Annotated in this window: 22 protein-coding genes; 12 read left to right on the top strand and 10 right to left on the bottom strand. The window is 49.6% G+C overall.

The features are described 5' to 3' along the window. The first annotated feature begins 84 nt into the window (after positions 1–84). The 4 genes from IT527_RS00505 to IT527_RS00490 all read left to right on the top strand — a co-directional run bounded on the left by IT527_RS00505 (position 85) and on the right by IT527_RS00490 (position 5,542). Positions 85–876 carry a PEP-CTERM/exosortase system-associated acyltransferase gene (locus IT527_RS00505; RefSeq protein ID WP_292965065.1) on the top strand — a complete coding sequence of 264 codons (792 nt, stop codon included), beginning with the start codon at positions 85–87 and terminating at the stop codon, positions 874–876. A 27-nt stretch (positions 877–903) separates the two neighbouring features. Continuing rightward, positions 904–1,359: a hypothetical protein gene (locus IT527_RS00500; RefSeq protein WP_292965062.1), complete on the top strand. Its 456-nt coding sequence runs from the start codon at positions 904–906 to the stop codon at positions 1,357–1,359. A gap of 127 nt (positions 1,360–1,486) precedes the next feature. Beyond that, positions 1,487–2,584, top strand: a complete 1,098-nt coding sequence (locus tag IT527_RS00495) for a hypothetical protein (RefSeq protein ID WP_292965059.1) — start codon at positions 1,487–1,489, stop codon at positions 2,582–2,584. A gap of 27 nt (positions 2,585–2,611) precedes the next feature. Then, positions 2,612–5,542: an EAL domain-containing protein gene (locus IT527_RS00490; protein ID WP_292965056.1), complete on the top strand. Its 2,931-nt coding sequence runs from the start codon at positions 2,612–2,614 to the stop codon at positions 5,540–5,542. A gap of 88 nt (positions 5,543–5,630) precedes the next feature. On the opposite strand, the gene IT527_RS00485 is transcribed toward IT527_RS00490, so the two are convergent. From IT527_RS00485 to leuS, 5 genes are all read right to left on the bottom strand, one after another. Further along, entirely contained in the window at positions 5,631–5,786 is a 156-nt protein-coding gene (locus IT527_RS00485; protein ID WP_292965053.1) for a hypothetical protein, read from the bottom strand. 214 nt (positions 5,787–6,000) lie between these two features. Continuing rightward, positions 6,001–6,420, bottom strand: coding sequence for an OsmC family protein (locus IT527_RS00480; RefSeq protein WP_292965050.1), 420 nt, complete (start codon positions 6,418–6,420; stop codon positions 6,001–6,003). Beyond that, positions 6,417–7,490: a DNA polymerase III subunit delta gene (gene holA, locus IT527_RS00475; protein WP_292965047.1), complete on the bottom strand. Its 1,074-nt coding sequence runs from the start codon at positions 7,488–7,490 to the stop codon at positions 6,417–6,419. Before holA ends, IT527_RS00480 begins: the two co-directional genes overlap by 4 nt. Positions 7,491–7,493: 3 nt before the next feature. Continuing rightward, on the bottom strand, positions 7,494–7,997 hold the full coding sequence (lptE, locus tag IT527_RS00470) for an LPS assembly lipoprotein LptE (RefSeq protein WP_292965044.1): 504 nt from the start codon (positions 7,995–7,997) through the stop codon (positions 7,494–7,496). A gap of 18 nt (positions 7,998–8,015) precedes the next feature. Next, a complete protein-coding gene (leuS, locus tag IT527_RS00465) occupies positions 8,016–10,622 on the bottom strand; it encodes a leucine--tRNA ligase (RefSeq protein WP_292965042.1) in 2,607 nt (868 codons plus the stop codon). Between the two features lie 152 nt (positions 10,623–10,774). Here leuS and queA point away from each other — a divergent pair, with 152 nt between their 5' ends. From queA to ubiE, 7 genes are all read left to right on the top strand, one after another. Then, on the top strand, positions 10,775–11,812 hold the full coding sequence (gene queA / locus IT527_RS00460; RefSeq protein WP_292965039.1) for a tRNA preQ1(34) S-adenosylmethionine ribosyltransferase-isomerase QueA: 1,038 nt from the start codon (positions 10,775–10,777) through the stop codon (positions 11,810–11,812). Next, a complete protein-coding gene (gene tgt, locus IT527_RS00455) occupies positions 11,812–12,897 on the top strand; it encodes a tRNA guanosine(34) transglycosylase Tgt (protein WP_292965259.1) in 1,086 nt (361 codons plus the stop codon). The genes queA and tgt overlap by 1 nt, the downstream gene beginning before the upstream one ends. A 65-nt stretch (positions 12,898–12,962) precedes the next feature. Continuing rightward, positions 12,963–13,415: a preprotein translocase subunit YajC gene (yajC, locus tag IT527_RS00450; RefSeq protein WP_292965036.1), complete on the top strand. Its 453-nt coding sequence runs from the start codon at positions 12,963–12,965 to the stop codon at positions 13,413–13,415. A 102-nt stretch (positions 13,416–13,517) separates the two neighbouring features. Beyond that, entirely contained in the window at positions 13,518–15,365 is a 1,848-nt protein-coding gene (secD, locus tag IT527_RS00445) for a protein translocase subunit SecD (protein ID WP_292965033.1), read from the top strand. 24 nt (positions 15,366–15,389) lie between these two features. Continuing rightward, the gene (gene secF / locus IT527_RS00440) at positions 15,390–16,322 is read left to right on the top strand and encodes a protein translocase subunit SecF (protein ID WP_292965030.1); all 933 of its coding nucleotides are present in this window, start codon (positions 15,390–15,392) and stop codon (positions 16,320–16,322) included. Positions 16,323–16,379: 57 nt separating this feature from the next. Next, positions 16,380–16,757, top strand: coding sequence for a DUF971 domain-containing protein (locus IT527_RS00435; RefSeq protein ID WP_292965027.1), 378 nt, complete (start codon positions 16,380–16,382; stop codon positions 16,755–16,757). A gap of 59 nt (positions 16,758–16,816) precedes the next feature. After that, entirely contained in the window at positions 16,817–17,551 is a 735-nt protein-coding gene (gene ubiE, locus IT527_RS00430) for a bifunctional demethylmenaquinone methyltransferase/2-methoxy-6-polyprenyl-1,4-benzoquinol methylase UbiE (protein WP_292965258.1), read from the top strand. Positions 17,552–17,606: 55 nt separating this feature from the next. Here ubiE and speB read toward each other — a convergent pair whose 3' ends face one another. The 5 genes from speB to IT527_RS00405 form a co-directional block, all read right to left on the bottom strand. Beyond that, on the bottom strand, positions 17,607–18,581 hold the full coding sequence (gene speB / locus IT527_RS00425) for an agmatinase (protein ID WP_292965024.1): 975 nt from the start codon (positions 18,579–18,581) through the stop codon (positions 17,607–17,609). An 86-nt stretch (positions 18,582–18,667) separates the two neighbouring features. After that, positions 18,668–19,150, bottom strand: a complete 483-nt coding sequence (gene lspA / locus IT527_RS00420) for a signal peptidase II (RefSeq protein WP_292965022.1) — start codon at positions 19,148–19,150, stop codon at positions 18,668–18,670. A gap of 40 nt (positions 19,151–19,190) precedes the next feature. After that, positions 19,191–22,013, bottom strand: a complete 2,823-nt coding sequence (gene ileS / locus IT527_RS00415) for an isoleucine--tRNA ligase (RefSeq protein ID WP_292965019.1) — start codon at positions 22,011–22,013, stop codon at positions 19,191–19,193. 1 nt (position 22,014) lies between these two features. Further along, positions 22,015–22,992, bottom strand: a complete 978-nt coding sequence (locus IT527_RS00410) for a bifunctional riboflavin kinase/FAD synthetase (RefSeq protein WP_292965016.1) — start codon at positions 22,990–22,992, stop codon at positions 22,015–22,017. A 51-nt stretch (positions 22,993–23,043) separates the two neighbouring features. Continuing rightward, entirely contained in the window at positions 23,044–23,475 is a 432-nt protein-coding gene (locus IT527_RS00405) for a group III truncated hemoglobin (protein ID WP_292965013.1), read from the bottom strand. Between the two features lie 263 nt (positions 23,476–23,738). Between IT527_RS00405 and IT527_RS00400 the strand changes: the two genes are divergently transcribed. Then, positions 23,739–25,907 (top strand): ABC transporter substrate-binding protein, encoded by a 2,169-nt coding sequence (locus tag IT527_RS00400; protein WP_292965257.1) that lies wholly within the window; start codon positions 23,739–23,741, stop codon positions 25,905–25,907. Positions 25,908–25,923 lie beyond the last annotated feature (16 nt).

Here is a 25,923-nt window from a genome sequence, read left to right as displayed (position 1 = left end):
CGGAATCAAAAGCTGACTTACACAATACAATCTATTCCATTCGGTCTGACACCCATCCCAGATATAGCCTGTTCAAGGAAAAATATGAATGATATCGAAGCAGCTTTTCACCAGTATTTTGAGATTGTTAACGCAGATACACCGGAGTTGCTTAAAACAGTTTTCGATTTACGCTACCGGATTTTATGTGTCCACAATACTTTTCCGGATTTTGGCGGATCAAAATTTCCTGATGGCCTGGAAAAAGACGAGTATGACAGGCGTTCTGTTCATATTCTTCTGCGCCATAAACCAACAGGAACTTACATTGGTACGACTCGCCTTATTCTGCCCAATCAGAAAGATCTGACTGATAAATTTCCAACAGAACATAACACCCGTTTTTATCCGGATTTTGCTCTGGACCCGGCAATCCGGAAGCATACGGCCGAGATATCCCGCTTTGCCATACTGAGCGATTTTTTTAAACGAAAGGATGAGCACGGCATATTGTCTCAATCTGACGAAGTAAGAAGTGAGATGCAGGATCGGCGCCGCTTCCCGCACCCCATGCTGGCACTTGTCGTTGGAATTGCACAGCTGTGTGCACGCCACAATATCTATCACCTGATTTCGTCCATGGAGCCTGCCCTTAACAGACTGCTGGGGTTTTATGGCTTGCAGCTGAATCCGATTGGCCCTTCTGCTGATTATCACGGGATTCGCACCCCATGTTATGTTTATTTACTCGATGTTCTCGATCGAATGTACCAGGAACACCGTTTAATTTGGGAGCTTGTAACGGATCACGGAAAAATCTGGCCCATGAACCTGGCTTGTATACATAAAAAAACACTTAAATTAACGTGTACCAATAATATTGGTATACCGGGGTAGTTATCAGTCGCGATAACACTTGACACTGTGAAGGGAATTTCTGATTTTTGCGTTTGGGGTGCACTTCTTTTTACCCTGTTAGTAACGCTGACTTTTGCGGACAACGCACTGTCATCCAGTGACGGTGTGGAAGCGGTTGTTCACCCCGGTACAGAAACACACACCCTTTCCAGAAATCTGTTACGTTCTATCTTCAGCATGCGGCTCAGAACGTGGCAAAATGGTCTCCCTATCATCGTTTTCGTTTTACCTGACGATGCACCTTTGCATAGCCGTTTTGCAAAGCAAAAACTCAATATTTTTCCTTATCAGTTACGCTCAGCCTGGGATCGCATGGTCTATTCCGGAACCGGGCAGGCACCATTCGTTGTGCAAACTGAAGAAGAGATGCGTTCACGTATAGCATCCACTCCTGGTGCAATTGGTTATTTGGATGACAGCAAGATTGATGATAGCGTTCAGATTGTTCATATCAGTGAATAACAGCAGATTTCTCACTACAATCTCGTCAGGCTGCGCTGCGCTGACTCTTATGTTCCTTTCCGGAACTGGGCTGGCGGAGGAACAGCCCGGGCTGAAAAATCAGGATCTTTTTAAGATCAATGGTTTCGTGAGCCAGGGTTACATCAAGACAAACCGGAATAATTTTTTCGGCCACAGTAATAATTCAGGCAGTTTTGATTTCCGTGAAATCGGTCTGACAGCTTCATTACGTCCTACACCCAGACTGCAGCTATCCGGTCAGCTGCTGCATCGCAGGGCCGGTGAAGGCAGCAGTGGTGGCGTCCATATTGACTTTGGTTTCATGGACTATAACTTTATCAATACTCCCTCCGCTGAAATCGGTATCCGTCTGGGCAGGACGAAAAACCCGTTCGGATTTTATAACGATACCCGCGATGTGCCATTTACGCGCCCGAGCATACTGCTTCCTCAGTCGATTTATTTTGACCGCACCCGCAACCTGGCACTGGCTTCCGATGGAGGACAGCTATACGGGGAATCTCGCGCGGATTGGGGTAATATCACAGTGCAATTCGGTGTTGGATACCCACAAGTGGGTGATCGATCTACAGAATTATCTCTTCTTGGCCAGATACCACACTCCGGCAATCTTAAATCCCGGGCTTCGTATCTGGGTCGTATCCTCTATGAACAGCCAAGTGGCCGGCTTCGTCTGGCAGTAAGTGGCTCACAGGTCAATACCGGATATGATAGTGGCGAGGGAGATATATTAAACAGCTCGGGATCAGTTAAATTTTATCCGGTGATTTTATCCGCACAATATAATGCGGAGCGCTGGAGCATCACATCCGAATATGCATTAAGACATTTTCGGATGAGCAACTTTGGTGACCCAAAGTTTGAACAGCATCTGACAGGCGAGAGCTTCTATCTGCAGGGTACTTACCGTTTTTCTCCCAGTTGGGAAGCAGTATTGCGTTATGACTTGCTCTTTGCTGACAGAAAAGATCGCAGCGGCAAGAAATTTGCAGCCAAAACGGGCTATCAGTATCCGGCACATAACCAGTACGCCAGAGATTTTACTGTCGGGTTGCGCTGGAACATTACTCCTGCCATCATGCTGAGCACTGAATATCATCGAATCAACGGGACGGCGTGGTTGTCTTCGCTGGATAATCCCGATATAGCCCATACGGAAAAAAACTGGAATCTGTTTGCTGTACAGGCTTCCTACCGGTTTTAACATTACTCAACATAATCCATAGGCTTCGTGGATTTTAAAATCTTAAAAAATGCCGGTAAAAAATCCTCAAGGGTATTTGTTGGATTAAGCTGGAAAATTTCACTCCTGAGCAGTCTGATCCTGTTGCTCGTGGTGGTCGTCTTCAGCGCCATCAACTATCGCAGCCTGATCGACAGTATTGATCAGGAGAGGGATGCAAAGTATCAGCGTTATACCCGTGAAATAGAGAGTTTGATTGGCCAGAATTCTGAAAATCTGCACGAACTGATCAGGATCATTCCTTTTCTAAAAGGTATGGAGCCCGGTCTGCTGTCAGGTAAGGCAGAGAAGGTGTACAAGGCTTTTGACCGTTACTGGACGCTGTTCCAGATACAGAATGATATTGAAGATGTGCGCTTTTATGGTTCATCCGATGTGCTTCTGGCTAAATGGGGCAATTTTGAGGCGAGCAGCTATCGTGATGATCTGGTTCTTGAGCATATCCGCGAAGTCAACCTGCATGAGCAGCCCACCACTTTGATGATATGCGTGGAAAGTTGTACCCAGTATATCGTTGAACCACTGCTGGTTGAAGGCAAACGCGTTGGAACCATTGTCCTTGGCTCATCTCTTGTTGATGTATTCCTGAATTTCAAGCGTGCGTCAGGCTCGGATATCGGGTTGTTAGTCAAACAACCTCTTACATCCCTCCATAAAAATGAATTACCTGACAATGGCAATACGAGTATCCCGGAATGGAATGTTTATATTGCAGCCATGACGGATAGCAGGAAGAATTCAGCTATCCTGAGGAAAGCAGCGATGGCTCACCCTGATTTGAAAACGGTCAGCCAGGGTGTCCAGAACAAATGGAACAACCGGTACCATCAGATAAAACTGATTCCGCTACAGGGAGTCCGTGCAGCAGACCAGGCACAGTTAATTATCATTACTGAAGTGACTGATACGATTCGGGCGATTCAGGATTCCATCTGGCGAATTATTATTATTGGTCTTGCCAGTTTACTGCTTTCTGAAATCATCCTGCTGGCCATACTTTCCAGACCGTTATCTCTGCTCAAGCACCTTGTATCCATTATTCCGCAGCTGGCAGGAGGCGGCTCCGGTGGCTTTAGCAGCTTTCGCAGTTCTCTCGCTTCCCACTGGAAGCGACGTTTCTTTAAGGATGAGATCGACCTTCTGCACGATGCTTCTCTGACACTTTCCCACAGGCTTGAAAACCTGGAAGAAAAAGTTGCCTACCGTACCAAAATGCTGGTTCATCAGCGAGATGAACTCAGTAAAGAGAAGAATTTTATTGAAAATCTGCTGGATACTGCACAGGTAATTGTCCTGACGCAGGATACCAGGGGAAAGATAGTGATGCTCAATGCTTATGGGGAAATACTGACCCGATACAGCGAGGATGAACTGCAAGGCAGGCATTTTCTTGATCTGCTGGCGCCAGACAGTGAGCAATATAACCTTGATCTGTACTTGCTTGAAATCCACCAGGGACAGCGTGATCAGTTACGTCATGAAGCTATTGTCATGTGTAAAGATGATTCAAAACGGCATGTTACCTGGCTCCATTCGCGCCTGGCGTCCCAATCCAGAGATGATCTTTCAGCCATTCTTTCAGTAGGTCTGGATATCACTGAATATAAACGTGTGGAAGGTCATCTGGCATGGCTTGCGGATCACGATCCGTTAACCAATCTATACAATCGCCGCCGCTTCAGTGAAGAACTGGAGCAGATTCTCGGCTGGGCGGAACGATACCGGCACCCCGGGGCGCTGCTGTTTTTTGATCTGGATCGGTTCAAGTATGTCAATGACACCAGTGGTCACCAGGCGGGAGATGCCATGTTGAAAATGGTGGCTGACATGTTATCCCGCACGATTCGAACAGCCGATGTTGCCGGGCGGCTGGGCGGCGATGAATTTGCGGTCATTCTGCCGGAAATTGCTTCCAATGCAGCGATCGAAGTGGCAAAGAAAATTCTTGTGCGCCTGGAGGAAACCCGGCTGACGATCAACAGCAGAACACACAGTATTTCTGCGAGTATCGGTATTGCAATCTTTCCCGAGCATGGCAATAACGTTCATGATTTGCTGGCGGCAGCAGATCTCGCCATGTATCAGGCCAAAGAAACAGGGCGCGGAACCTGGCATGTGTATTCCAGTGTTGATCAGACACGTGAACGCGTGCATACACTGGTTTACTGGAAAGAAAAAATCGAATATGCCCATGCACACAATCAATACGTTTTGTACCTGCAGCCCATCCAGTCGCTGTATGACGGACTGGTTCACCATTATGAGGTCTTACTGCGTATGCGGGATGCTGACGGGACGATTCACTCTCCATCAGCATTTATCCCCGCTGCAGAACATACCGGACTGATTCACAAAATTGACCACATGGTGCTGTACAAGGCAGTCGCACTTGCCGCAAAAATCAACCGATCCAACAGTGACCGGATCAGTTTATCCATCAATTTGTCAGCGCATGCTTTTAATGACCCGGAGCTATTGCCTGCGATCAGTCAGGCACTTTCCATTCATCAGATTGACCCGGGGTTACTGATATTCGAGATAACGGAAACAGCCGCACTGGATAATCTTCCGGGGACACGCACCCTGTTGCGCGATCTCAAACAGCTCGGATGCGGTTTTGTATTGGATGACTTTGGTGTGGGCTTTTCTTCTTTTTATTATTTACGTGAGCTGCCGGTGGACGCTGTCAAGATTGATGGCACTTTTATCCGTAACCTTGACAGCAATCCGGATGATCAGATCCTTGTCAGCGCCCTATGTGCTGTTGCCAAAGGCTTCGGTAAAAAAATCACAGCAGAATTTGTTGAAAATAAAGATATTCTGAATATTCTGGGCAGGATGGATGTCGATTTTGCACAGGGATACCATATTGGTATTCCTGCACCGGTTGAAAATTTCTTTCCTGATAAAGCGGAGTAAAAACAGAAGCCGGGTGTAACAGCGGAGGACAGAGTAAAAAAAAACCGCCCGAAAGGGCGGTTAGTATATTTGAATCATTTTTCTCTCATTATTTTTTCTGATCATCCTTGTCTACATTGTCAGGCATGGAATCACGTTCCATGGACATGCTTGGTGGATAGTTGGCAGGTTTATCAGTATCAATACACCCGGTCAAGGTAGTAGCCGTAATCATTGCAGCAACCAGCACATGTAAAAGTTTCATTTTCTCTGTCTCCCTTATAAAAAATTAAGAATTTATAGTCTTTCTTAAGCCACTTGCTGCCTGGCTTTCATTCCTGAAAAACCAGCGCCTGCTATTTTTATCAGAATCAAAATTTGTTGTCCAGTACATTCGGATTGGCCTCGCATAAGATTGTCCGGTTAAGTAAATACAGCCTGAAGAAGTACTGAAAAATCAGTCATTCCGGCCTGTTCCCTTATCCGGCTATGATTTCATAATCGTGAGTGATGTCCACGGTTGCTTTCAGCATCATTGAAGCGGAACAGTATTTCTCGGCAGACAGGTTAATTGCCCGCTCCACCTGTCGTGAATCAAGATTATTCCCTGTCACAATAAAATGCAGATGGATATGGGTGAATACTTTAGGATCCTCTGCTGCACGCTGTGCATCCATCTCAACTTCGCAACCGGTAATCGTCTGTCGGCCCTTGCGTAAAATATGTACGACATCGAAAGTGGTACATCCCCCCAGACCCAGTAATACCATTTCCATCGGGCGTGGTCCCAGATTTTTTCCACCTGCTTCCGGTGCACCATCCATGAGTACAGAATGCCCGCTCCCGGTTTGCCCGAGAAAGCTGACTCCTTCATGCTGCCATGTAATATTCGCTTTCATTTATTGAGAGATGAGTTGATCACAGATAAAAAACCATTTCTTCCGGCAGGGTTGGCGTTAGCTTCCGCTGTAAAGTACAGCCCGAGATTCAGCAGTTCTTCCCAGATATCTCCTTTTGCCACACCTTTAACGATTCGATCGATAGCAGCTGCCCGCATCAGTGCCTGCACCAGTATCGGGTAACGCACACGCTGTACTGCTCCCGCCATCAGTTTTTGTCTGGAAGGCCAGATTCGCAGTGCTGTCATGGCCTGCTCGGCCGTTATACCCGGACTGGATTTTTTTTTCAGATGAATTTTTATCAGCAGACGAATCTGCTCTGATAAAACAGCCAGTATCAGCGGAGGGGCCATTCCCTCCCCCTGCAGTCCTTCCAGAATACGGCTGTAACGCGCCATATCGGCTGAGAGCATTACTTCCGGCAGCTGGAGTACATCAAAACGCGTGACATCGAGAATGGCATTTTTAAGCTGTTCGAAAGTCAGCCGGCCAGGGGGATAGAGTAATTCGAGTTTCCTGATTTCCTGATGTGCTGCCAGCAGATTACCTTCAACCCTGTTTGCAAAAAATTGCAGCGTATCCCGATCGACTGTCTGATTTTGCTGTTCAAGACGCTGTCTGATCCAGTGTGCCAGCCGATCACGCCCGACAGGCTTTATTTCAATAACCTGTCCAGCCTGTTCAAGCGCCCTGAACCATTTGCTTGCACGTCCCTGCTTATCCATACCCGGCAAGGTAACGACCGTCACGGTATCGTGCGGCAATGCCCGGCAGAACAGTTCAATCGCTGCACCGCCCTCCTTTCCCGGCTTGCCGGACGGAATACGTAAGTCGAGCACACGCCTTCCACTCAACAGTGAAGACTGACGCCCCCATTGGGACAGGTTTGCCCAGTCGAAGCGCTGATCGACTGTAAAAATTTCACGCTCGGTATAACCCTGCTGTTTGGCATGGGCACGAATCCGGTCAACTGTTTCCGTCACCAGCAGCAGTTCATCTCCAGATACGACATATAGCGGAGCGAGATCTCCATCAGGTTGTCTGGTGATTTTTTCCGGATCCGGCAGCATGAGCTACATGCTTTGTTTGGGTTTTACAGCTGCAATCTGGCGAAGGATCTGCTGCACGGCATCTTTTTGCATATCCTTGTACAGCATTTCTTCCTCGGCTGCCTTTGCCAGCTCTTGCGCATCCAGGAACGGAAGCGTGCGCGACAGCCTGATTTCCTGCAAGGCTGCCAGTTCGGTGTTCTGCCTGTCCAGTAATCGGGCAGCCACCCGGTAAATCAGTTCAAATTCCCGCACCCGGCCATTTTCAGCGAGTGAAAGAATCCTTTTTTCCCGGATTGCATAGGCGATCTGGATGGTGGCATCAGATCGTTCCACTTTCTTTTCAACCCTGGCCCGGGTGTGTGTACTGATTACCCGCTCCAGATCAGATCCAATGGTTTGCCCGGCAGGGGCCGCGATGTAAACATGTTCAAAGGGAAGCTCAGAAACCTGTCCGCGCAGTTTAAAACCACAGGCGGCAAGACCCAGTACAAGCAGGATAACCACACGGTTTCGGAACGCTGTCATATATAAGACCCCGGTTTGTCAAACAACGATATTGACCAGTTTGCCCGGCACGATAATCACCCGTTTGATCGTCCGGTCGGCAATACTCCGCTGAATATGTTCATCTCCCAGTACCGCCCGTTCGATAGTATCCCGATCTGCTTCCCTGGCAATACGTATCTGCCCTCGCAACTTGCCGTTTATCTGCACGACAATCTCGATTTCATCCTGAACCAGAGCCTGATCATCAGCCAGCGGCCAGGGCTGATTGAGTAATTCTGTGCCCGGTTTGAGTTCACGCCACAATGCATGGCAGATATGGGGCACGATAGGAGAAAGCAGCAGCACAATGTTTTCCAGTGCTTCCTGCATCAGTTGACGGGCGGCGGCTCCGGTCTCCTGCACGCCGGACAGTTCATTCATCAGTTCCATGATGGCCGCAATCGCGGTATTAAAGGTGTGGCGCCGTTCCAGATCATCCGTTACTTTGACGATTGTCTGATGCAGCTGACAGCGCAGATCTCGCAGACAGGCCGGATATTCCTGATGTGGCACCGGAGCGGCTGCAGCAGCTTTACCGGCTTCACGCATATGCAGATAAACCTGCCGCCATAACCGCCTGAGAAACCGGAAAGCTCCCTCGACACCGGCATCTGACCATTCCAGCGTCTGCGTGGGCGGGCTGGCAAACATCATGAATAACCGGGCGGTATCTGCTCCGTATTGCTCGATAATTTCCTGCGGATCAATCCCGTTGTTTTTCGATTTTGACATGGTGCCGATTCCGCCGGACTCCACTGGCTGGCCGTCTGCCCGCAGGATGGCACCGGTTCTTTTGCCTTCTCCGTTGTATTGCACATCCACTTCGGTCGGGTTGAAATACCGGATCCGCCCGCTGCCGGTTTTACGGAAAAATATCTCGTTCAGCACCATGCCTTGCGTCAGCAGATTGGCAAAGGGTTCATCAAATGACACCAGTCCCAGATCGCGCATGACCTTGCTCCAGAAACGTGAATACAGCAGGTGCAGAATGGCGTGTTCGATACCGCCGATATACTGATCAACCGGCAGCCAGTAGTTGGCACGCTGATCGGTCATGGCGGCATGCTGATCCCGGCAGGCATAACGGATGAAATACCATGAAGAATCAACGAATGTATCCATGGTGTCGGTTTCGCGCCGCGCCTGCTGTCCGCAGCGCGGACAGGTACATTCATAAAATGACGGGGTTTTCGTCAGCGGATTGCCGGAGCCATCCGGCACCAGATCTTCCGGAAGTACAACGGGCAGCTGATCATCCGGTACCGGTACGACACCGCAACTGCCACAATGAATCAGCGGAATCGGGCAACCCCAGTAACGCTGACGTGAAATTCCCCAGTCACGCAAGCGGTAGCGTGTCCGTTTTTCCCCCTGCCCTGTTTTCCCCAGTTCCGTTGCGATTGCATGAATCGCTTCTGCTGATTTCAAACCGGAAAAACGATCAGAGTTGAATGTTATGCCATTGTCAGTAAATGCCTGCGCAAGCGGGACAGATAATTCCCCGTTCTCCGGCCGGATGACCGGTCTGACTGGCAGGGAGTGCTGACGGGCAAAATCAAAATCACGTTCATCATGTGCCGGCACTGCCATCACAGCACCTTCACCATAGCTCATTAATACATAGTTGGCGATCCACACCGGCAAACGCTCACCCGTCAATGGATGCAGAACATATAACCCGGTTGCCATTCCTCTTTTTTCCTGCGTGGCCAGTTCGGCCTCCATGGTGGCGCCCTGCCGGCAGGATTCGATAAAAGCAGCCAGTGCGGGCTGATTCTGTGCTGCCTGCAAGGCAACCGGATGTTCTGCCGCTACGGCCACGTAGGTTACCCCCATCAGCGTATCCGCCCGGGTGGTAAATACTTTCAGGGCTTGTGGCATACCAGAGGAAGTGTCTGGCGGGAATGTGATATCGACACCCAGGCTCTTGCCAATCCAGTTGGCCTGCATGGTTTTCACCCGCTCCGGCCATCCCGGCAGCTTTTCCAGATCAGCCAGCAGTTCATCGGCATAGCGGGTAATGGCCAGGTAATAACCGGGAATTTCCCGTTTTTCCACTACCGCACCGGTACGCCAGCCACATCCGTCGATTACCTGCTCGTTGGCCAGCACAGTCTGATCCACCGGATCCCAGTTGACTATTTGTGTTTTCTGATAGGCAATCCCTTTTTCCAGCATGCGCAGGAACAGCCACTGATTCCAGCGGTAATACTGCGGATCGCAAGTGGCCAGCTCTCGCTTCCAGTCAATGGCAAATCCCAGGCTTTTCAACTGGCTGCGCATGTAAGCGATATTGTCGTAAGTCCATTTTGCGGGTGGCACTTCCTTCTGGATGGCCGCATTTTCAGCCGGCAGTCCAAAAGCATCCCAGCCCATGGGCTGCATGACGTTATAGCCCCGCATGTGGCGGTAACGCGACAATACATCTCCAATCGTATAATTGCGCACATGCCCCATGTGCAACTTGCCGGAAGGATAAGGAAACATTGAAAGACAGTAGTATTTCGGCTTGCCCGGTATTTCAGCAGCATTAAAAATGCCAGTTTCCTGCCAGCTTTGCTGGGCCTGCTGTTCTATTTCCTGCGGATGGTATTTTTCTTGCATGGGTGGATGGTTTATTGCCGGAATAGTAAATTTACAATTATACCGTTAACCATTCAGGCTGACAGGGTGACTCCGGCAAAAACGGCAGCCGGCCAATGTGTTCTCCTTCAAAAGGCTCGGGTATCTCACCTGCCGCCGGTATAATCCGCACCATGAAAACAGATGATTTCGATTTCCATCTTCCCGATGAGCTGATTGCACAATTTCCGCTTGCCAATCGGGCAGACAGCCGGATGTTGTATGTGAATCACACCCATCCGGAGTTGCGCGATACCGCTTTCAGAAACCTGCCGGATTACCTTAATCCGGGTGATGTGGTCGTGCTCAACAACACGCGCGTCGTCAAAGCCCGCCTGACAGGTATCAAATCAACCGGCGGCAAAGTTGAAGTCATGATCGAACGTATACTGGGTACACATCAGGCGCGTGCCCTGATTCGCGCCAGTCATGCACCGGTAACGGGTTCTGCTTTACTGCTGGAAAACGGGATCACTGCCCGGGTGGAAGCGCGCGAACAGGATATTTATACACTGCATTTCATCCATACACTGCCACTGACCGAGTTACTCGATCAGTATGGACAAACTCCGCTGCCACCTTATATTGAGCGATCCGCAACCCTGTCGGATACAAGCCGTTATCAAACTGTTTTTGCCCGGGAAAGTGGCGCTGTTGCTGCACCTACTGCCGGTCTGCATTTTGATGAAGCCATGCTGGAAGTATTGCGTGCCATGGGTGTTCACGTTACGTATATCACCCTGCATGTTGGTGCCGGGACTTTCCAGCCGGTACGTGCGGAAAATATTGAGCAGCATGTCATGCACACCGAGCAATATCACATCCCTGAAGAAACCATTGAGATCATTCGGCAATGCAGGCTGGCAGGAGGCCGTGTGCTTGCCGTGGGTACCACCAGCCTGCGCACGCTGGAAGCATGTGCGCAGCTTCATGATGGCAGGCTGGTCGCCGGCACGAATGAAACCGGTTTATTTATTACCCCGGGTTACCGGTTTCGTATCGTGGACCGGCTGCTGACCAATTTTCATCTGCCGCGCTCTACCCTGCTGATGCTGGTGTCGGCTTTTGCCGGAGTGGAAACCATTCGCCATGCCTACCGGCATGCCATTGATAATCGTTACCGGTTTTTCAGCTACGGTGATGCCATGTTCATTGAGTGTAACGGCCGATGATGAAATTTCAGCTGCATTGCCGTGATCGTGAGGCCCGCCGGGGAACGCTGACACTTGCTCACGGCACAATAGAAACACCGGCTTTTATGCCGGTTGGCACCTATGGCGCCGTCAAGGGGTTATCCCCGGATGAGCTGCAAACCCTGGGTGCTGAAATCATCCTGGGTAATACCTTTCATTTATGGCTGCGCCCCGGACTGGAGGTCATTGAGGCGCATGGCGGACTGCATCGGTTCATGCACTGGAATGGGCCGATCCTGACCGATTCAGGGGGGTTCCAGGTATTCAGTCTGGGGGCGTTGCGCAGGATCAGTGAAGAAGGAGTTCGTTTCCGTTCGCCAGTCAATGGTGACGCCTGTTTTCTGACACCGGAAGAATCCATGCGCATCCAGCGGGTATTGAATTCGGATATCGTGATGATATTCGACGAATGTACGCCCTATCCCGTTGATAAACTGGCGGCTGAATCTTCCATGCTGCTCAGTTTGCGTTGGGCTGAGCGCTCGAAAACAGCACACGCCGGTAATCCGAATGTACTGTTTGGGATCGTGCAGGGAGGTATGTATGAATCATTGCGTGATCGTTCTGTGGAAGGGCTGTGTGCCATCGGATTTGATGGTTACGCCATTGGCGGATTATCGGTAGGAGAGCCTAAACCGGATATGCAGCGGATTCTCGGCCATACCGCGCCACAACTGCCTGTGGACAAGCCGCGCTACCTGATGGGAGTGGGTACACCGGAGGATCTGGTTCATGCGGTGGCACAAGGCATTGATCTGTTTGATTGTGTGCTGCCCACACGCAACGCGCGCAACGGCTGGCTTTATACCAGCCAGGGGATTCTCAGATTGCGTAACAGCCGCTACCGGCTGGATACCTCTCCGCCAGATGAGAGCTGCAGCTGCTATACCTGCCGTCATTTCACTCGTGCCTACCTGCATCATCTGCAGCGTACCGGAGAAATGCTTGGCGCCCGGCTTAACTCGCTGCACAACCTGCATTACTACCAGCAACTCATGTCCGATATCCGTAAAGCGATTGAAATCCGGCAATTTGAGCAGTTTGTGCGTAAATTTTCTGGTTAGGACTTCATGCTAAAATACGCGCTGATTTTATTGCCACCCCCCATCCAAACCAAGGAGAAGAACACATGCTCATAAATGAAGCTTTTGCCCAGGCTGCCAATAATGCCGCTCAGACAATCGAACCGACACTGATGAGCTATCTGCCCATGGTGGGTATCTTTGTAATTTTCTATTTTCTGCTGATCCGCCCGCAAACCAGACGTGCCAAGGAACAGAAAGAAATGCAAAACGGATTGCAGAAAGGGGATGAGATTGTTATCAGCGGCGGAGAGCTGGGGCGTGTCGTCAGTGCGGGTGAAAGCTATATCACCATGGAAATTGCTGCAGGTGTTGAAGTTATCGTTCTCAAATCTTCTGTACAGACACTGTTACCCAAAGGCACACTGAAAAGTGTTGAAACCGGCAAAAGTAATCGTGCATTAAAAAACAATAAACAGAAAACCGGTGAATCTCATCAGGCTGAAGCAGAAAACAGCGAAACAACCAATAGCGCAGACAGTGAAGACTCCACTAAATAAAATAACGAAAAAACGAATATGTACCGTGACTGCGGTCTTTTTATCTGCTAAGACCGTAGTTTTGTTTCCAGCTCTCCCCTTTCTTCTGAAACACTGGTCATCATGAATCGCTACCCTCTCTGGAAATATATCGTCATCGCCGTTTCAATACTGCTCGGCTTGCTGTACACCCTGCCAAATTTTTTTGGTGAATCTCCCGCTATTCAGATTTCGCCACTGCGAGCCAGTACACAAACTGACACAGCACTGCTGCAGCGTGTCGAACAGGTGCTAAAGCAGCAAAACCTTCCATATAACGGTACGATACTTGAGTCAACCGGCATCAAGGTTCGTTTTACCGATACGGATACCCAGATCAAAGCTCGGGACATTCTGGATTCGGAAATCGGGAAGGACTATGTTATCGCCCTCAATCTGTTGCCTAACTCTCCGCAATGGATGCGCCACATTGGCGCATTACCCATGTATCTGGGTCTGGACTTGCGAGGAGGAGTCCACTTCATGCTGCAGGTGGATATGGCGGGCGCCCTGACCAAGGCACTCGACCGTTATAACGCTGATTTGCGCAGTACTTTGCGTGAACACAGGATCCCATCCGCCGGTATCGAACGTGACCGTTCAAAAATCATTATAAAATTCCGGGATGAACAGGCACGAGATAAAGCTGTTGCAGAATTAGGCAGTACTTTTGAGGATCTGGCTTTCAAGCCGGAAGACATGGGCGGAGAAAAGCGCCTGGTTGCCACAGTCAGGCCTGAAGCAGTGACACGTATGCAAAATACGGCCGTACAACGCAATATCACCACCCTGCGCAATCGCGTAAACGAGCTGGGTGTGGCTGAGCCGATCATTCAGCAGGCAGGTGCTGACCGTATCATTGTGCAGTTACCGGGCGTGCAGGATACGGCCAAAGCAAAGGATATTCTGGGCAGAACAGCGACACTGGAAGTGCGCATGGTGGATGAAGATGGTGACATCGATGCTGCATTGCGCGGATCGGTTCCTTCCGGAACCGAGCTGCTTTCCGAGCGCGGGGGAGGACATCTGCTGGTTAAGAAACAGGTATTGCTTACGGGTGACCGCATTACTGATGCTCAACCCGGGTTTGATCAGGATAAGCAGGCAGCCGTCCATGTTACGCTGGATAACAATGGTTCGCGGATTTTCAAGCAGCTGACACGCAATAATGTCGGTAAGCGCATGGCAATCCTGCTGGTTGAGAAAAATCTGACTGAAGTCGTTACTGCTCCCGTCATCCGTGAAGAAATTGGGGGGGGGCGCGTACAGATCAGCGGGCAGATGAACAGTATTGAAGCACGTGATATCTCCCTGCTGCTGCGTGCCGGCGCATTGGCTGCTCCCATGGAAATCATCGAAGAGCGTACAGTGGGGCCAAGCCTGGGTGCTGAAAATATTTCCAAGGGCTTCAATTCAACTTTGTTTGGCTTCCTGGCGGTAGCTGCATTCATCGTGGTCTATTATTCAGCCATTGGTGCAATTTCTGTAGTGGCACTTGCTGTTAACCTGCTGTTTCTCATCGGGCTGCTTTCGATCTTGCAGGCGACATTAACGCTTCCCGGAATGGCTGGAATGGCATTGACCGTCGGGATGGCAATTGATGCAAACGTACTGATCAATGAACGTATTCGTGATGAGATGCGTCACGGTGCTTCGCCACAAGCAGCCATCCATGCCGGATATGAACGTGCATGGGACGCCATTATCGATACGAACCTCACCACATTGCTTGCCGGTCTGGGTTTGATGATATTTGGCAGCGGGCCGGTAAAAGGTTTTGCCGTTGTGCTGTGTCTGGGAATTATGACTACGCTTTTCAGTGCAGTCACTGTTTCGCGTGCAATGGTCAATCTGTTGTACGGAAACCGCAAGCTTGCGCGTGTCCCGATCGGAACCATCAAGATGCCCAAAAAAAGCAGCACCAAAAATTAAAATACTTACTGAAACCGGATAACCATGGATTTTTTCAGATTCGAACGCGATATTCCCTTTACCCGCTGGGGAAAGTTATCAATGACTTTTTCCCTGATCATCTCTATTCTGGCAATTTATTCTCTCGCAACCAAGGGACTGAATCTTGCGGTAGATTTTACGGGCGGCACTGTGATGGAAATCAGCTATCAGCACCCTGCTGATCTTGATAAAACCCGTAAAGTGCTTGCCGATATCGGGATGCCTGATGCAATCGTGCAGAATTTTGGTACCTCCCGGGATGTCATGATCAGGCTGCCGGCCAAGGTAGAGCACACCGGAGGCAATCTGTCCGAAGCTGTCATGACCGCACTTAAAAAAGATGATCCTTCAGTTGAGATGAAACGGGTGGAATTTGTGGGGCCTCAGGTTGGAGATGAATTGCTGGAAAATGGCCTGCTGGCAATGCTGTTTGTTTCCATGGGCATCGTTGCCTACCTGGCTTTACGATTTGAATGGAAATTTGGCGTTTCCTGTATCATCGCCAACCTGCATGACGTACTGGTTATCCTGGGTTGTTTCTCTTTTTTCCAGTGGGAGTTCGATTTGACTGTGCTGGCTGCTGTGCTGGCTATCCTGGGCTATTCAGTCAACGAATCTGTAGTTATCTCTGACCGGGTTCGGGAAAATTTTCGCAAGCTGCGCAAGGCAGATGTAACAAGAGTGATCAACAATGCCATTACCGAAACCATGTCACGTACCGTGATTACTCACGGATGTACACAGCTGGTGGTGGTTTCCATGCTTCTGTTTGGTGGGGTGGCATTACATAACTTTGCATTGGCACTCACTATCGGTATTTTATTTGGTATTTATTCTTCCATCATGATTGCCAGCCCGATACTTCTGTTGCTGGGTGTCAAGCGTGAAGATCTGATCAAACTTGAGCGCAAATCACAAGAAGAAGCACTACCGTAAAGCGATATCAACAGTTTTTCTGAGGCACAATTTTCTTGCATCTGTAAGGTGGCATTCATGGCAGGGCTTAATCCACAATCTCCCATCCCGACAGAACTGAAGCTGCATCGTAAATCCGGGGTATTGAATGTAGTCTTCAGCGATGGCAAAGTGTTTGGGTTTACCTGTGAATTTTTGCGCGTATATTCCCCTTCTGCAGAAGTTCGCGGCCATGAACCGGGGCAGGAAGTCTTGCAAACCGGAAAGAAGAATGTGGCTATTACCCATATTGAGCCGGTTGGCCGCTATGCGGTCAGACTGGATTTTTCTGACGGACACAATACCGGTTTATACTCTTGGGATCTGCTTTACAGTTATGGTCTGAACCAGGAGACCATGTGGCAGAATTATCTGCAGCGGCTGCACGCTGCCGGTGGCAGCCGCGAAGCAAAATAACCCTGTCATATAACCTTGTTTGGCAGACACCGGTTACCCAATTAAAAAATAGCACCAGGATAATGAATACTACACACTTTGGTTTTACAACCGTTTCGGAAACAGAAAAGGCCCGCAAGGTTGCAGAAGTTTTTCATTCTGTGGCAGCTCGCTACAACCTGATGAATGATCTCATGTCCATGGGGTTGCACCGCTTGTGGAAACGGTTTGCAATTGATGTCAGCGGTACTAAGATTGGGGATAAGGTGCTTGATATTGCTGGTGGCACTGCTGATTTAACCGCACTGTTCCGGGAAAAAACAGGTAATACGGGAGAAGTCTGGCTGACCGATATTAATAATTCCATGCTGTCGATCGGTCGTGATCGTATGCTGAACGAGGGCAAAAGTGTGCCGGTTGCACAATGTGATGCGGAAAAATTACCGTTTCCGGATAACTATTTCGATCGGGTTTGTGTCGCCTTTGGATTAAGGAATATGACACATAAAGATGGCGCTCTGCGGGAAATGTGGCGCGTGTTATCCCCGGGCGGCTCGCTGATTGTGCTGGAATTTTCCAAAGTATGGAAACCCTTGCAACCGTTGTACGACACTTACTCCTTTAAGGCACTGCCACTCATGGGGAAAATCATTACCCGCGATGATGCCAGTTATCGTTACCTGGCAGAATCCATTCGCATGCATCCCTCGCAGGAAGAACTGAAACAGCTTATGGAGCAGGCTGGTTTTGAACGGGTCGAATATTTCAATCTTTCCGCAGGTGTTGTTGCACTCCACCGCGGCTATAAATTCTGATTCCACTGACTGTTTATACGGAATACGCGAATCTGCTCACAGATTCAAACAGAGCCTATAGCAGTCCCTCGGCTTTACGTTTGGCCAGCAGACAAATCAGATCACAGGCAATATGTGCTGCAGCCAGTGCGGTTATCTGGCTGTGATCGTAAGGCGGGGATACCTCTACAATATCCATTCCAGCCAGGTTGATTGCGGTAAGACCACGAATAATTGCCAGCGCCTGTGCTGTAGATAACCCTCCGCAAACCGGTGTGCCGGTACCGGGGGCGTAGGCAGGATCAAGGCAATCAATATCAAAAGTGAGATAAGCCGGTCGAGTGCCAACAATGCGCTCGATTTCTGCAACTGCAGCATCTGTGCCCTGCCGGTGCACCCAGCTGGCATCCAGAATACTGATTCCCATAAAATCATCATTCCAGGTGCGGATGCCAACCTGGACTGAATGTTTGATATCAATCAGGCCGTCCCGTACCGCTTTGTAAAACATGGAGCCATGATTCAGTGAAGCAGGCGAATCATCAGACCAGGTATCACAATGCGCATCAAAGTGAATCAGTGACAGCGGAGCACCTGTCTTTTCCACATGCGCCTGCAGCAGCGGATAAGAGATCGAGTGATCACCGCCGAGTGTCAGCATACGTGTGCCAGAGGCCAGAATATGCCGTGCGTGATTAACAATCGCACCATGGATCGTCAGCGGGTTATGCACGTCGAGAAAACAATCGCCAGAATCGATCACGGCAAGGTGTTCGAATGGATCAAACCCCCATGGATAAGGTTTAAGTGAAGCAATTTCAGCTGAAGCCTGTCGTATTCCCAGCGGGCCAAAACGTGCACCGGAACGGTAAGAGACTGCCAGATCCAGCGGAACACCACTGATAACCAGATCGGCACCGGTCAGATCTTTGCGGAAATTACAGCGCATAAAAGAAAGCATGCCTGAGAATGTGGGTTCCCGCAGCATGCCATAAGGTGTTTTTCGCGCGATGGCACCATCTATTCTGATCTGGCTATCTTTATCCGGCATTATCTGCCCCTGTTGTTACTCCGATTCCCTGTTTTAATTTCGATGCAACAGGAAGCAACGTGTCGCAGTGCAGAGTAAAAATGTACTTACCCTCCCTGAACAGAATCTTTTCGCCCGTTCCGGATGCTGTCCAGAATCAGCAGAAATGCTCCGCAAAAAATGGCCGAATCCGCAAGATTAAATGCCGGCCAGTGATAGCCTCTCAAATGAAAATCCAGAAAATCAACAACATGTCCGAGCATAATACGATCCCAGAGATTACCCAGTGCCCCTCCCAGAATAAGGCTCAGTGCAAAGCAGAACAATCGGTTTGATGTGTTTTTATACAACAGATAGATAATCAGGGAGGATACAAGGGCAGCAATTGCGCTTAAAAACCAGCGCTGCCAGCCAGAAGCATCACTCAGGAAACTGAAAGCCGCACCTGCATTGTAGGCAAGTACAAGATTGAAAAAATCGGTAATTACTATCTGCTGGTCATAAGCCAGATTAAATTCAATCCAGCGTTTGGAGAGTAAATCCAGCGCCAGGACGACCACTGCCAGAATCAGACTGTAATAAAGTTTCATTGTTTGCTTTTATATATTTTTTCAGCAATGGGTCTGTTAATCAGGCAAAACGGCGATGCTCGCCGGGGCCTGCAAGATTGTTTACACAACGGCCACACAGTGAGGAATGCTCAGGTACTGCCCCCACATCCTGCCGATAATGCCAGCAGCGTTCACATTTTACATACGTGCTGGCTGTCACCCGGATGCTTTCCTCAGCGGCATTGTCTGCCCGTGTCAAATACACTTCTGATGTGATCAGCACAAACCGAAGATCGTCACCCAGTGAATTGAGCAGGGCAAAATCTTCACCTGTCGCATGAATTTCAACAACAGCAGCCAGTGATGAGCCAATCGTGCCCTGAATACGCGCATCCTCAAGCTGTTTTAACACTCTGGCACGCAGTTCACGCAACCGTTGCCAGCGCTGCATCAGGGGTTGGGTACCGGATAACATTTCCGGCTGTTCCGAAAAACGATGCCAGGTTTGCAAAAATATACTGTCTTCTGCCGATTTACCCAGTGCCTGCCAGACTTCTTCAGAAGTGAAGCTTAATACGGGAGCAAACAGGCGTACCAGACTGTGTGCAATATGGTAAAGCGCATTCTGTGCGGAATGCCGTGCTTTACCATTCGTTGATGAGGTATAAAGGCGATCCTTGAGAATGTCCAGGTAGAACCCACCCAAATCTTCAGAACAAAAATGGTGCAGCCGGGTAACGATCTGATGAAATTCATACCGTTCATACAGCCCGAGCAGTTCATTCTGCAGCGCTGCTGTATAGACAAGCATATAACGGTCAATTTCTACCCATTCAGCTGGTGGCAATGTGTCTGCAGCCGGATCGAAATCAGCCAGGTTAGCCAGCAGGAAACGCAGGGTATTACGGATGCGGCGATAGGTTTCAACTGTACGCTTGAGAATTTCATCAGAAATGGAGAGTTCTCCAGAGTAGTCGGTAGAAGCAACCCATAAGCGCAAGATGTCAGCGCCAAGCGTATCAGCAATTTTCTGAGGAGCGATAACATTACCCTTTGATTTACTCATTTTGTAGCCCTGCCCGTCCACTACGAAACCGTGTGTAAGCAAGGCAGCATAAGGAGCATAACCGTCGATTGCGCACCCTGTCAGCAATGAGGACTGGAACCAGCCCCGATGCTGGTCAGAACCCTCCAGATAAAGATCAGCCGGATGTTTCAGCTGCGGATTCTGTTTCAATACGGTTTCATGAGTGGTGCCGGAATCGAACCAGACATCCAGCGTATCTGTCAGCTTTTGATAGTACCGGGCTTCTTCACCCAGCAGCTCAGCCGCATCCAGACTGAACCATGCTTCAATCCCCTGTTGCTCGACCAGATCAGCTACTTTTTCCAGCAGTGCAGGGGTGTGTGGATGCAGTGCATGGGTTTCTCTGTGGATAAAAAAGGTCATTGGAACACCCCAGTTGCGCTGGCGTGAAATACACCAGTCGGGCCTGTTGCCGATCATGGCTTCCAGCCGTGCCCTGCCCCAGGCAGGGTAAAAGTGTGTATTTTCTACCGCGCTGCGTGCAAGATCGCGCAATGATTCACCGGCAGATTGTGATTCAGTGGCAGCCTGTCGCTGCATCCCGATAAACCATTGTGGTGTTGCACGAAATATAATCGGAGTTTTGTGTCGCCAGCAATGGGGGTAACTATGCTCGATGGTTTCTGCATGCAGCAAGTTCCCGTTCGCCTGCAAGGTTTCAATCACAACGCTGTTAGCCTTCCAGACAAACATTCCTCCCACCAGTGGCGTCTGTTCTGAAAATTTTCCATCTCCTTTAACCGGGCTGTCGCTTGGCAAACCATACTGCTGGCCGACAAAATAGTCATCCAGCCCGTGTGCCGGTGCGGTATGAACCAGGCCGGTACCCGCCTCCAGTGTGACATGCTTTCCGCTGATTATCCTGACGCTGCGATCAGCAAAAGGATGGCGCAGGGTCAACCCTTCCAGAGAATGGCCCTGGCAGGTTGCCACCACCCGCCCTTCAAGCTGAAAACGGGCAAGACAGCTTTCCACCAGTCCGGAAGCCAGAAGCAGCCAGCCACGTGAAGTATCGACCAGACTATATTCAAAATCAGGATGTACGCAAACCGCCTGGTTGGCCGGAAGTGTCCATGGTGTGGTTGTCCAGATCACAGCAAAAATACGGGTACCGGCAGGAACTTCCATTGCCGGGATTTCTGCAAGCGGAAGGTTGCCATTCTCTCCGGTGACAATCTCAAATCCGACATCAATCGCAGGTGAATGCTTGTTTTCATATTCCACCTCGGCTTCCGCCAGTGCCGAACCGCAATCAATACACCAGTTGACCGGCTTTTGCCCCTGATAAAGGTAGCCATTGCGGTAAATCTTCCCCAGTGCACGAATAATGCCAGCCTCAGTTGCATAATTCATTGTGAGGTAGGGATTATCCCAGTCCCCCAGTACACCCAGCCTTATAAAGTCGGCTTTCTGCCGATCTACCTGTTCTTGTGCAAAAACCCGGCAAAGCTGGCGCACCTGATCGGCCGGCAAATGTTTTCCATGTTTTTTTTCAATCTGATGTTCAATTGGCAAACCATGGCAATCCCAGCCCGGCACATACGGGGCATCAAAACCGGATAATGTTTTGCTTTTAATAATAATATCTTTAAGAATTTTATTGACAGCGTGACCGATATGGATATCACCATTAGCATAAGGCGGGCCATCATGCAGGATAAACTTTGGCCGTCCCTGACAGGCCGTCCGTATCTTCCGGTAGAGTTTTTTTTCCTGCCAGGCTTTGAGCATGGCAGGTTCACGTCGAGCCAGATCCCCACGCATGGGAAAAGGTGTATCAGGCAGATTCAGGGTTTTTTTATAGTCAATGGTCATTTCAGCAATCCAGACAGACAGTTTGGTGCATGGCGGCATCCATACGGGAAAAATAGGCTTTAGCGCAATCTATGTCATGCTCTATCTGTGTTATGAGTGTTTCTATATCAGGAAATTTTTCTTCATCCCTGAGCTTCTGTAAAAAATCAATACGCAAACGCTGCCCATAGATCTGTTCGTTAAAATCAAACAAATGTACTTCCAGCAGAGGTTGTGCATCATTGAGAACTGTTGGCCGGACACCCAGGCTGGCCACTCCTCTGGCTCTGCGTGTATGGCCGGAATCATTGCACCAGCCGGCTTCCACTGCAAAAATACCGTTTAATGGCAGGCGTTGCTGTTTCAGTCGGATATTGGCAGTTGGGAAACCCAGTTCTCTGCCCAGTTTGAGTCCGTCCACAACTCGGCCGCTTACACTGTAAGGGCGCCCCATCAGATCTGTTGCCAGATCAAGATCACCGGATAACAAGGCGCTACGCACAGCGGTACTTGAAACCCGTTGCCCGTCTAGGGTAACGGGAGGCATTATTTCCAGTTCTCTTTCGCCTGATTCCGGAAAAATCTTTTGCAGCAGGGCAATATCACCAGTGCGTTGAGCACCAAAGCGAAAATCCTCTCCTACCAACAGCCAGCGAACATTCATCTCCTGCTGCAAAATGCGCGTAACGAACGATTCCGCACTGATTTTTGCGAAAGCATGATCGAAGCGGCAGATCTGCGCCCGGCTTACGCCGTATGCGGCCAGTAACTCCAGTTTTTCACGCAGATCAGTCAACCTTGCTGGAGCCTGCCCTGGCATCAGCCGTTCTCGCGGATGCGGCTCGAATGTCATGACACATGCAGCAATTCCCAAACGGCCGGCAGCCCGTTTCAACCGGGCAATCATTGCCTGGTGACCAAGATGCACGCCGTCAAAGTTGCCTATGGTCAGTGCAACAGGCTCTCCCCTGTCCGTTATCCGCCGCCGGGTTATATGCATACCATCAGAACCGGCATTATCCAGTCAGACAAATTGAATTTGCCGCTTGCCTTACACTCCGGAGGTATCAAGAACGGCTGGTTCACGATGTGGAAAATGACTCATCTGGTAACCCATCCAGAGACGACCTGCAATAAATTCGGCAACGGCATCCGCATGCAGTTTCAGCGTCGGATTACCCAGTTCAAGAGTGGTTTGCCGGAAAAGCTGCAACCAGCGTTTGAAAAGTGAATCATCCAGTTCCGGCAGTGCGATGTGTTTAGGCATGGGAGCACCACGGAAACGGCTGGTGCCACGTAATTGTGCAGACCAGAAATTGATCATCTGCACGAAATGCGCATCCCAGTCAATTACATGCTCTTCAAAGATGGGGCCTAATGCAGCATCTTTTCTCGCCTTGGCATAAAATTCGTGCACCAGTTTTGAAACTTCTTCCTCAGTGTACAGATCGGGGCTGGGTTCAGGTATGGGACGGGGTATCATGGCTCACTCAATGTAGTTGTACGGGTTAAAGGGCATCCGGCTGAACGGCTCAGGCCCGGGTATCAAACTGACTTTCGACAGTGCCAATTTTCTCATATTTGCAATACAGCTTCGAGCCTCTTTCTTTATGTGGCAACCGGGATATCTGAAATCTTTAATTACTTATGAAAAAAATCTGGTTACAGTCGGTTCGTGCATATGATTGTTTGACTCTGATCTGTTCCATCATAAAGCGGGTTTTTCGCCCGGGGCGGACAATCAGTCTGACAACCGGCCTGTTTTTTCTGAATGCGATATTGTCCGGTTGCACGGGGATCTGGAACAACCCTTATCCAGCTGCGGACTCCGGAAAAAACATCCTCTACAGTGCGTTTGCTGAACGCCCGAAACACCTTGATCCCGTGCAATCATACAGCTCAAACGAAATCCAGTTTACTGCCCAGATTTATCAGCCACCGCTGCAGTACCATTTTCTGAAACGACCATTGACACTGATCCCGCAAACTGCCAGCAACCTGCCAGCCGTCAGCTACTTTGACAGTAATGATAAACAATTACCTGCTGATGCGGCTGATGCCGATATTGCCTATTCCATTTACAAAATCGCAATTAAACCCGGTATTTTCTACCAGCCCCACCCGGCCTTTGCCAGAAACGAAAATAGGAGCCTGCTTTATCATGCACTGACCGCGCAGGATATGCAGCCTGTCCATAAGATCAGTGATTTTAAACATACCGGTACGCGGGAACTGGTAGCTGACGACTTTATCTACCAGATCAAGCGGCTGGCTCATCCCGGGTTGCATTCACCAATATTTGGCCTGATGGCGGATTACATTACAGGATTGCGCGAATATGCTAATGTCCTGAAACGGCAAGCTGAAATACAGCCCGAAAACAGTTTTCTGGATTTACGCAATTTTCCTCTGGCCGGGGTGGAACGAGTGGATGATTACACTTACCACATTCGTATCAAAGGTAAATATCCTCAATTTATCTACTGGCTGACTATGGCATTTTTTGCGCCGGTTCCCTGGGAAGCGGATCATTTTTTTTCACAACCCGGTATGGCTGAAAAAAATTTCACACTCGACTGGTATCCGGTAGGGACCGGCCCGTACATGCTGACCGAAAATAATCCCAACCGGATTATGGTGCTGGAACGTAACCCCAACTTCCGGGGGGAGTACTACCCTGACGACGGAATGCCGGAAGATATCAACAAAGGGTTGCTGCGTGATGCCGGCAAGCCGTTGCCATTCATTGACAAAATTGTGTACAGCCGGGAAAAGGAAAGCATCCCCTACTGGAACAAATTTTTGCAGGGCTATTACGATGCCTCCAGCATTGGTTCGGACAGTTTCGATCAGGCGGTACAAATAACAGGACAGGGTGAAGCAACCATTACAGACGAAATGGAAGCACAGGGAATCCGGCTGGAAACAGCTGTTGCGCCATCGACGTATTACATCGGTTTCAATATGCTTGATCCGGTCGTGGGAGGCCGCAGTGAAGCAGAAAAGGCTTCAGCACGTAAACTGCGCCAGGCGATTTCCATTGCAGTTAATTACGAAGAATATCTGTCCATATTTGCCAACGGGCGCGGTATTGCTGCACACGGGCCGATTCCCCCGGGAATTGAGGGTTATCACGAAGGCGAGACGGGAATCAATCCAATCGTCTATGCGTGGCAAAACGGTGAAGTGCAGCGCAAGTCAATCAGACAGGCGCAGGCATTGCTTGCTGAAGCAGGCTACCCTGGAGGAATCAGCCGTAAAACCGGAAAGCCGCTTATGTTGTACTACGATGTCACCTCGCGCAGCGCCGATGACCGATCTATCCTTGACTGGATGCGCAAGCAGTTTCACAAACTCAATATCCAGCTGGTTGTGCGCAGTACGGACTACAACCGTTTCCAGGACAAAATTCGCAAGGGCAATGCCCAGATTTTTGAATGGGGCTGGAATGCAGATTACCCGGATCCGGAAAATTTTCTGTTTCTGTTATACGGCCCGCAGGGCAAAGTGGCCGATAGTGGCGAAAATGCGGCAAATTATGACAATGCTGAATATAACCACCTGTTCGAACAGATGAAAAATATGGAGCATGGCCCGCAGCGCGTGCAGATTATCGATCGAATGGTTACGATACTGCGGGAAGATGCCCCCTGGCTGTGGGGTTATCATCCAAAAGAATTCGCGCTGTATCACGCCTGGTATCAGAATGTGAAACCCAATCGAATGGCATACAACATGCTCAAATATTATCGGATTAACCCGGAATTACGTGATCAGAAACGCAGCGAGTGGAATCAGCCCGTACTATGGCCAATTGGTACAGGAATGGTGTTGCTGATTGTCGTACTGTTACCGGCATGGCTGATGTATCGCCGTAAACAACAGCAACAGAGTATTGCTGCATTACTTAACTGACGGCCCGGTCCATTTT

The sequence above is a fragment of the Nitrosomonas sp. genome (assembly GCF_020852615.1).
Taxonomy (GTDB): Bacteria; Pseudomonadota; Gammaproteobacteria; order Burkholderiales; family Nitrosomonadaceae; genus Nitrosomonas.
The sequence above is the reverse complement of the archived record's forward strand: the minus strand, read 5'-3'. Positions and strand labels throughout refer to the sequence as shown.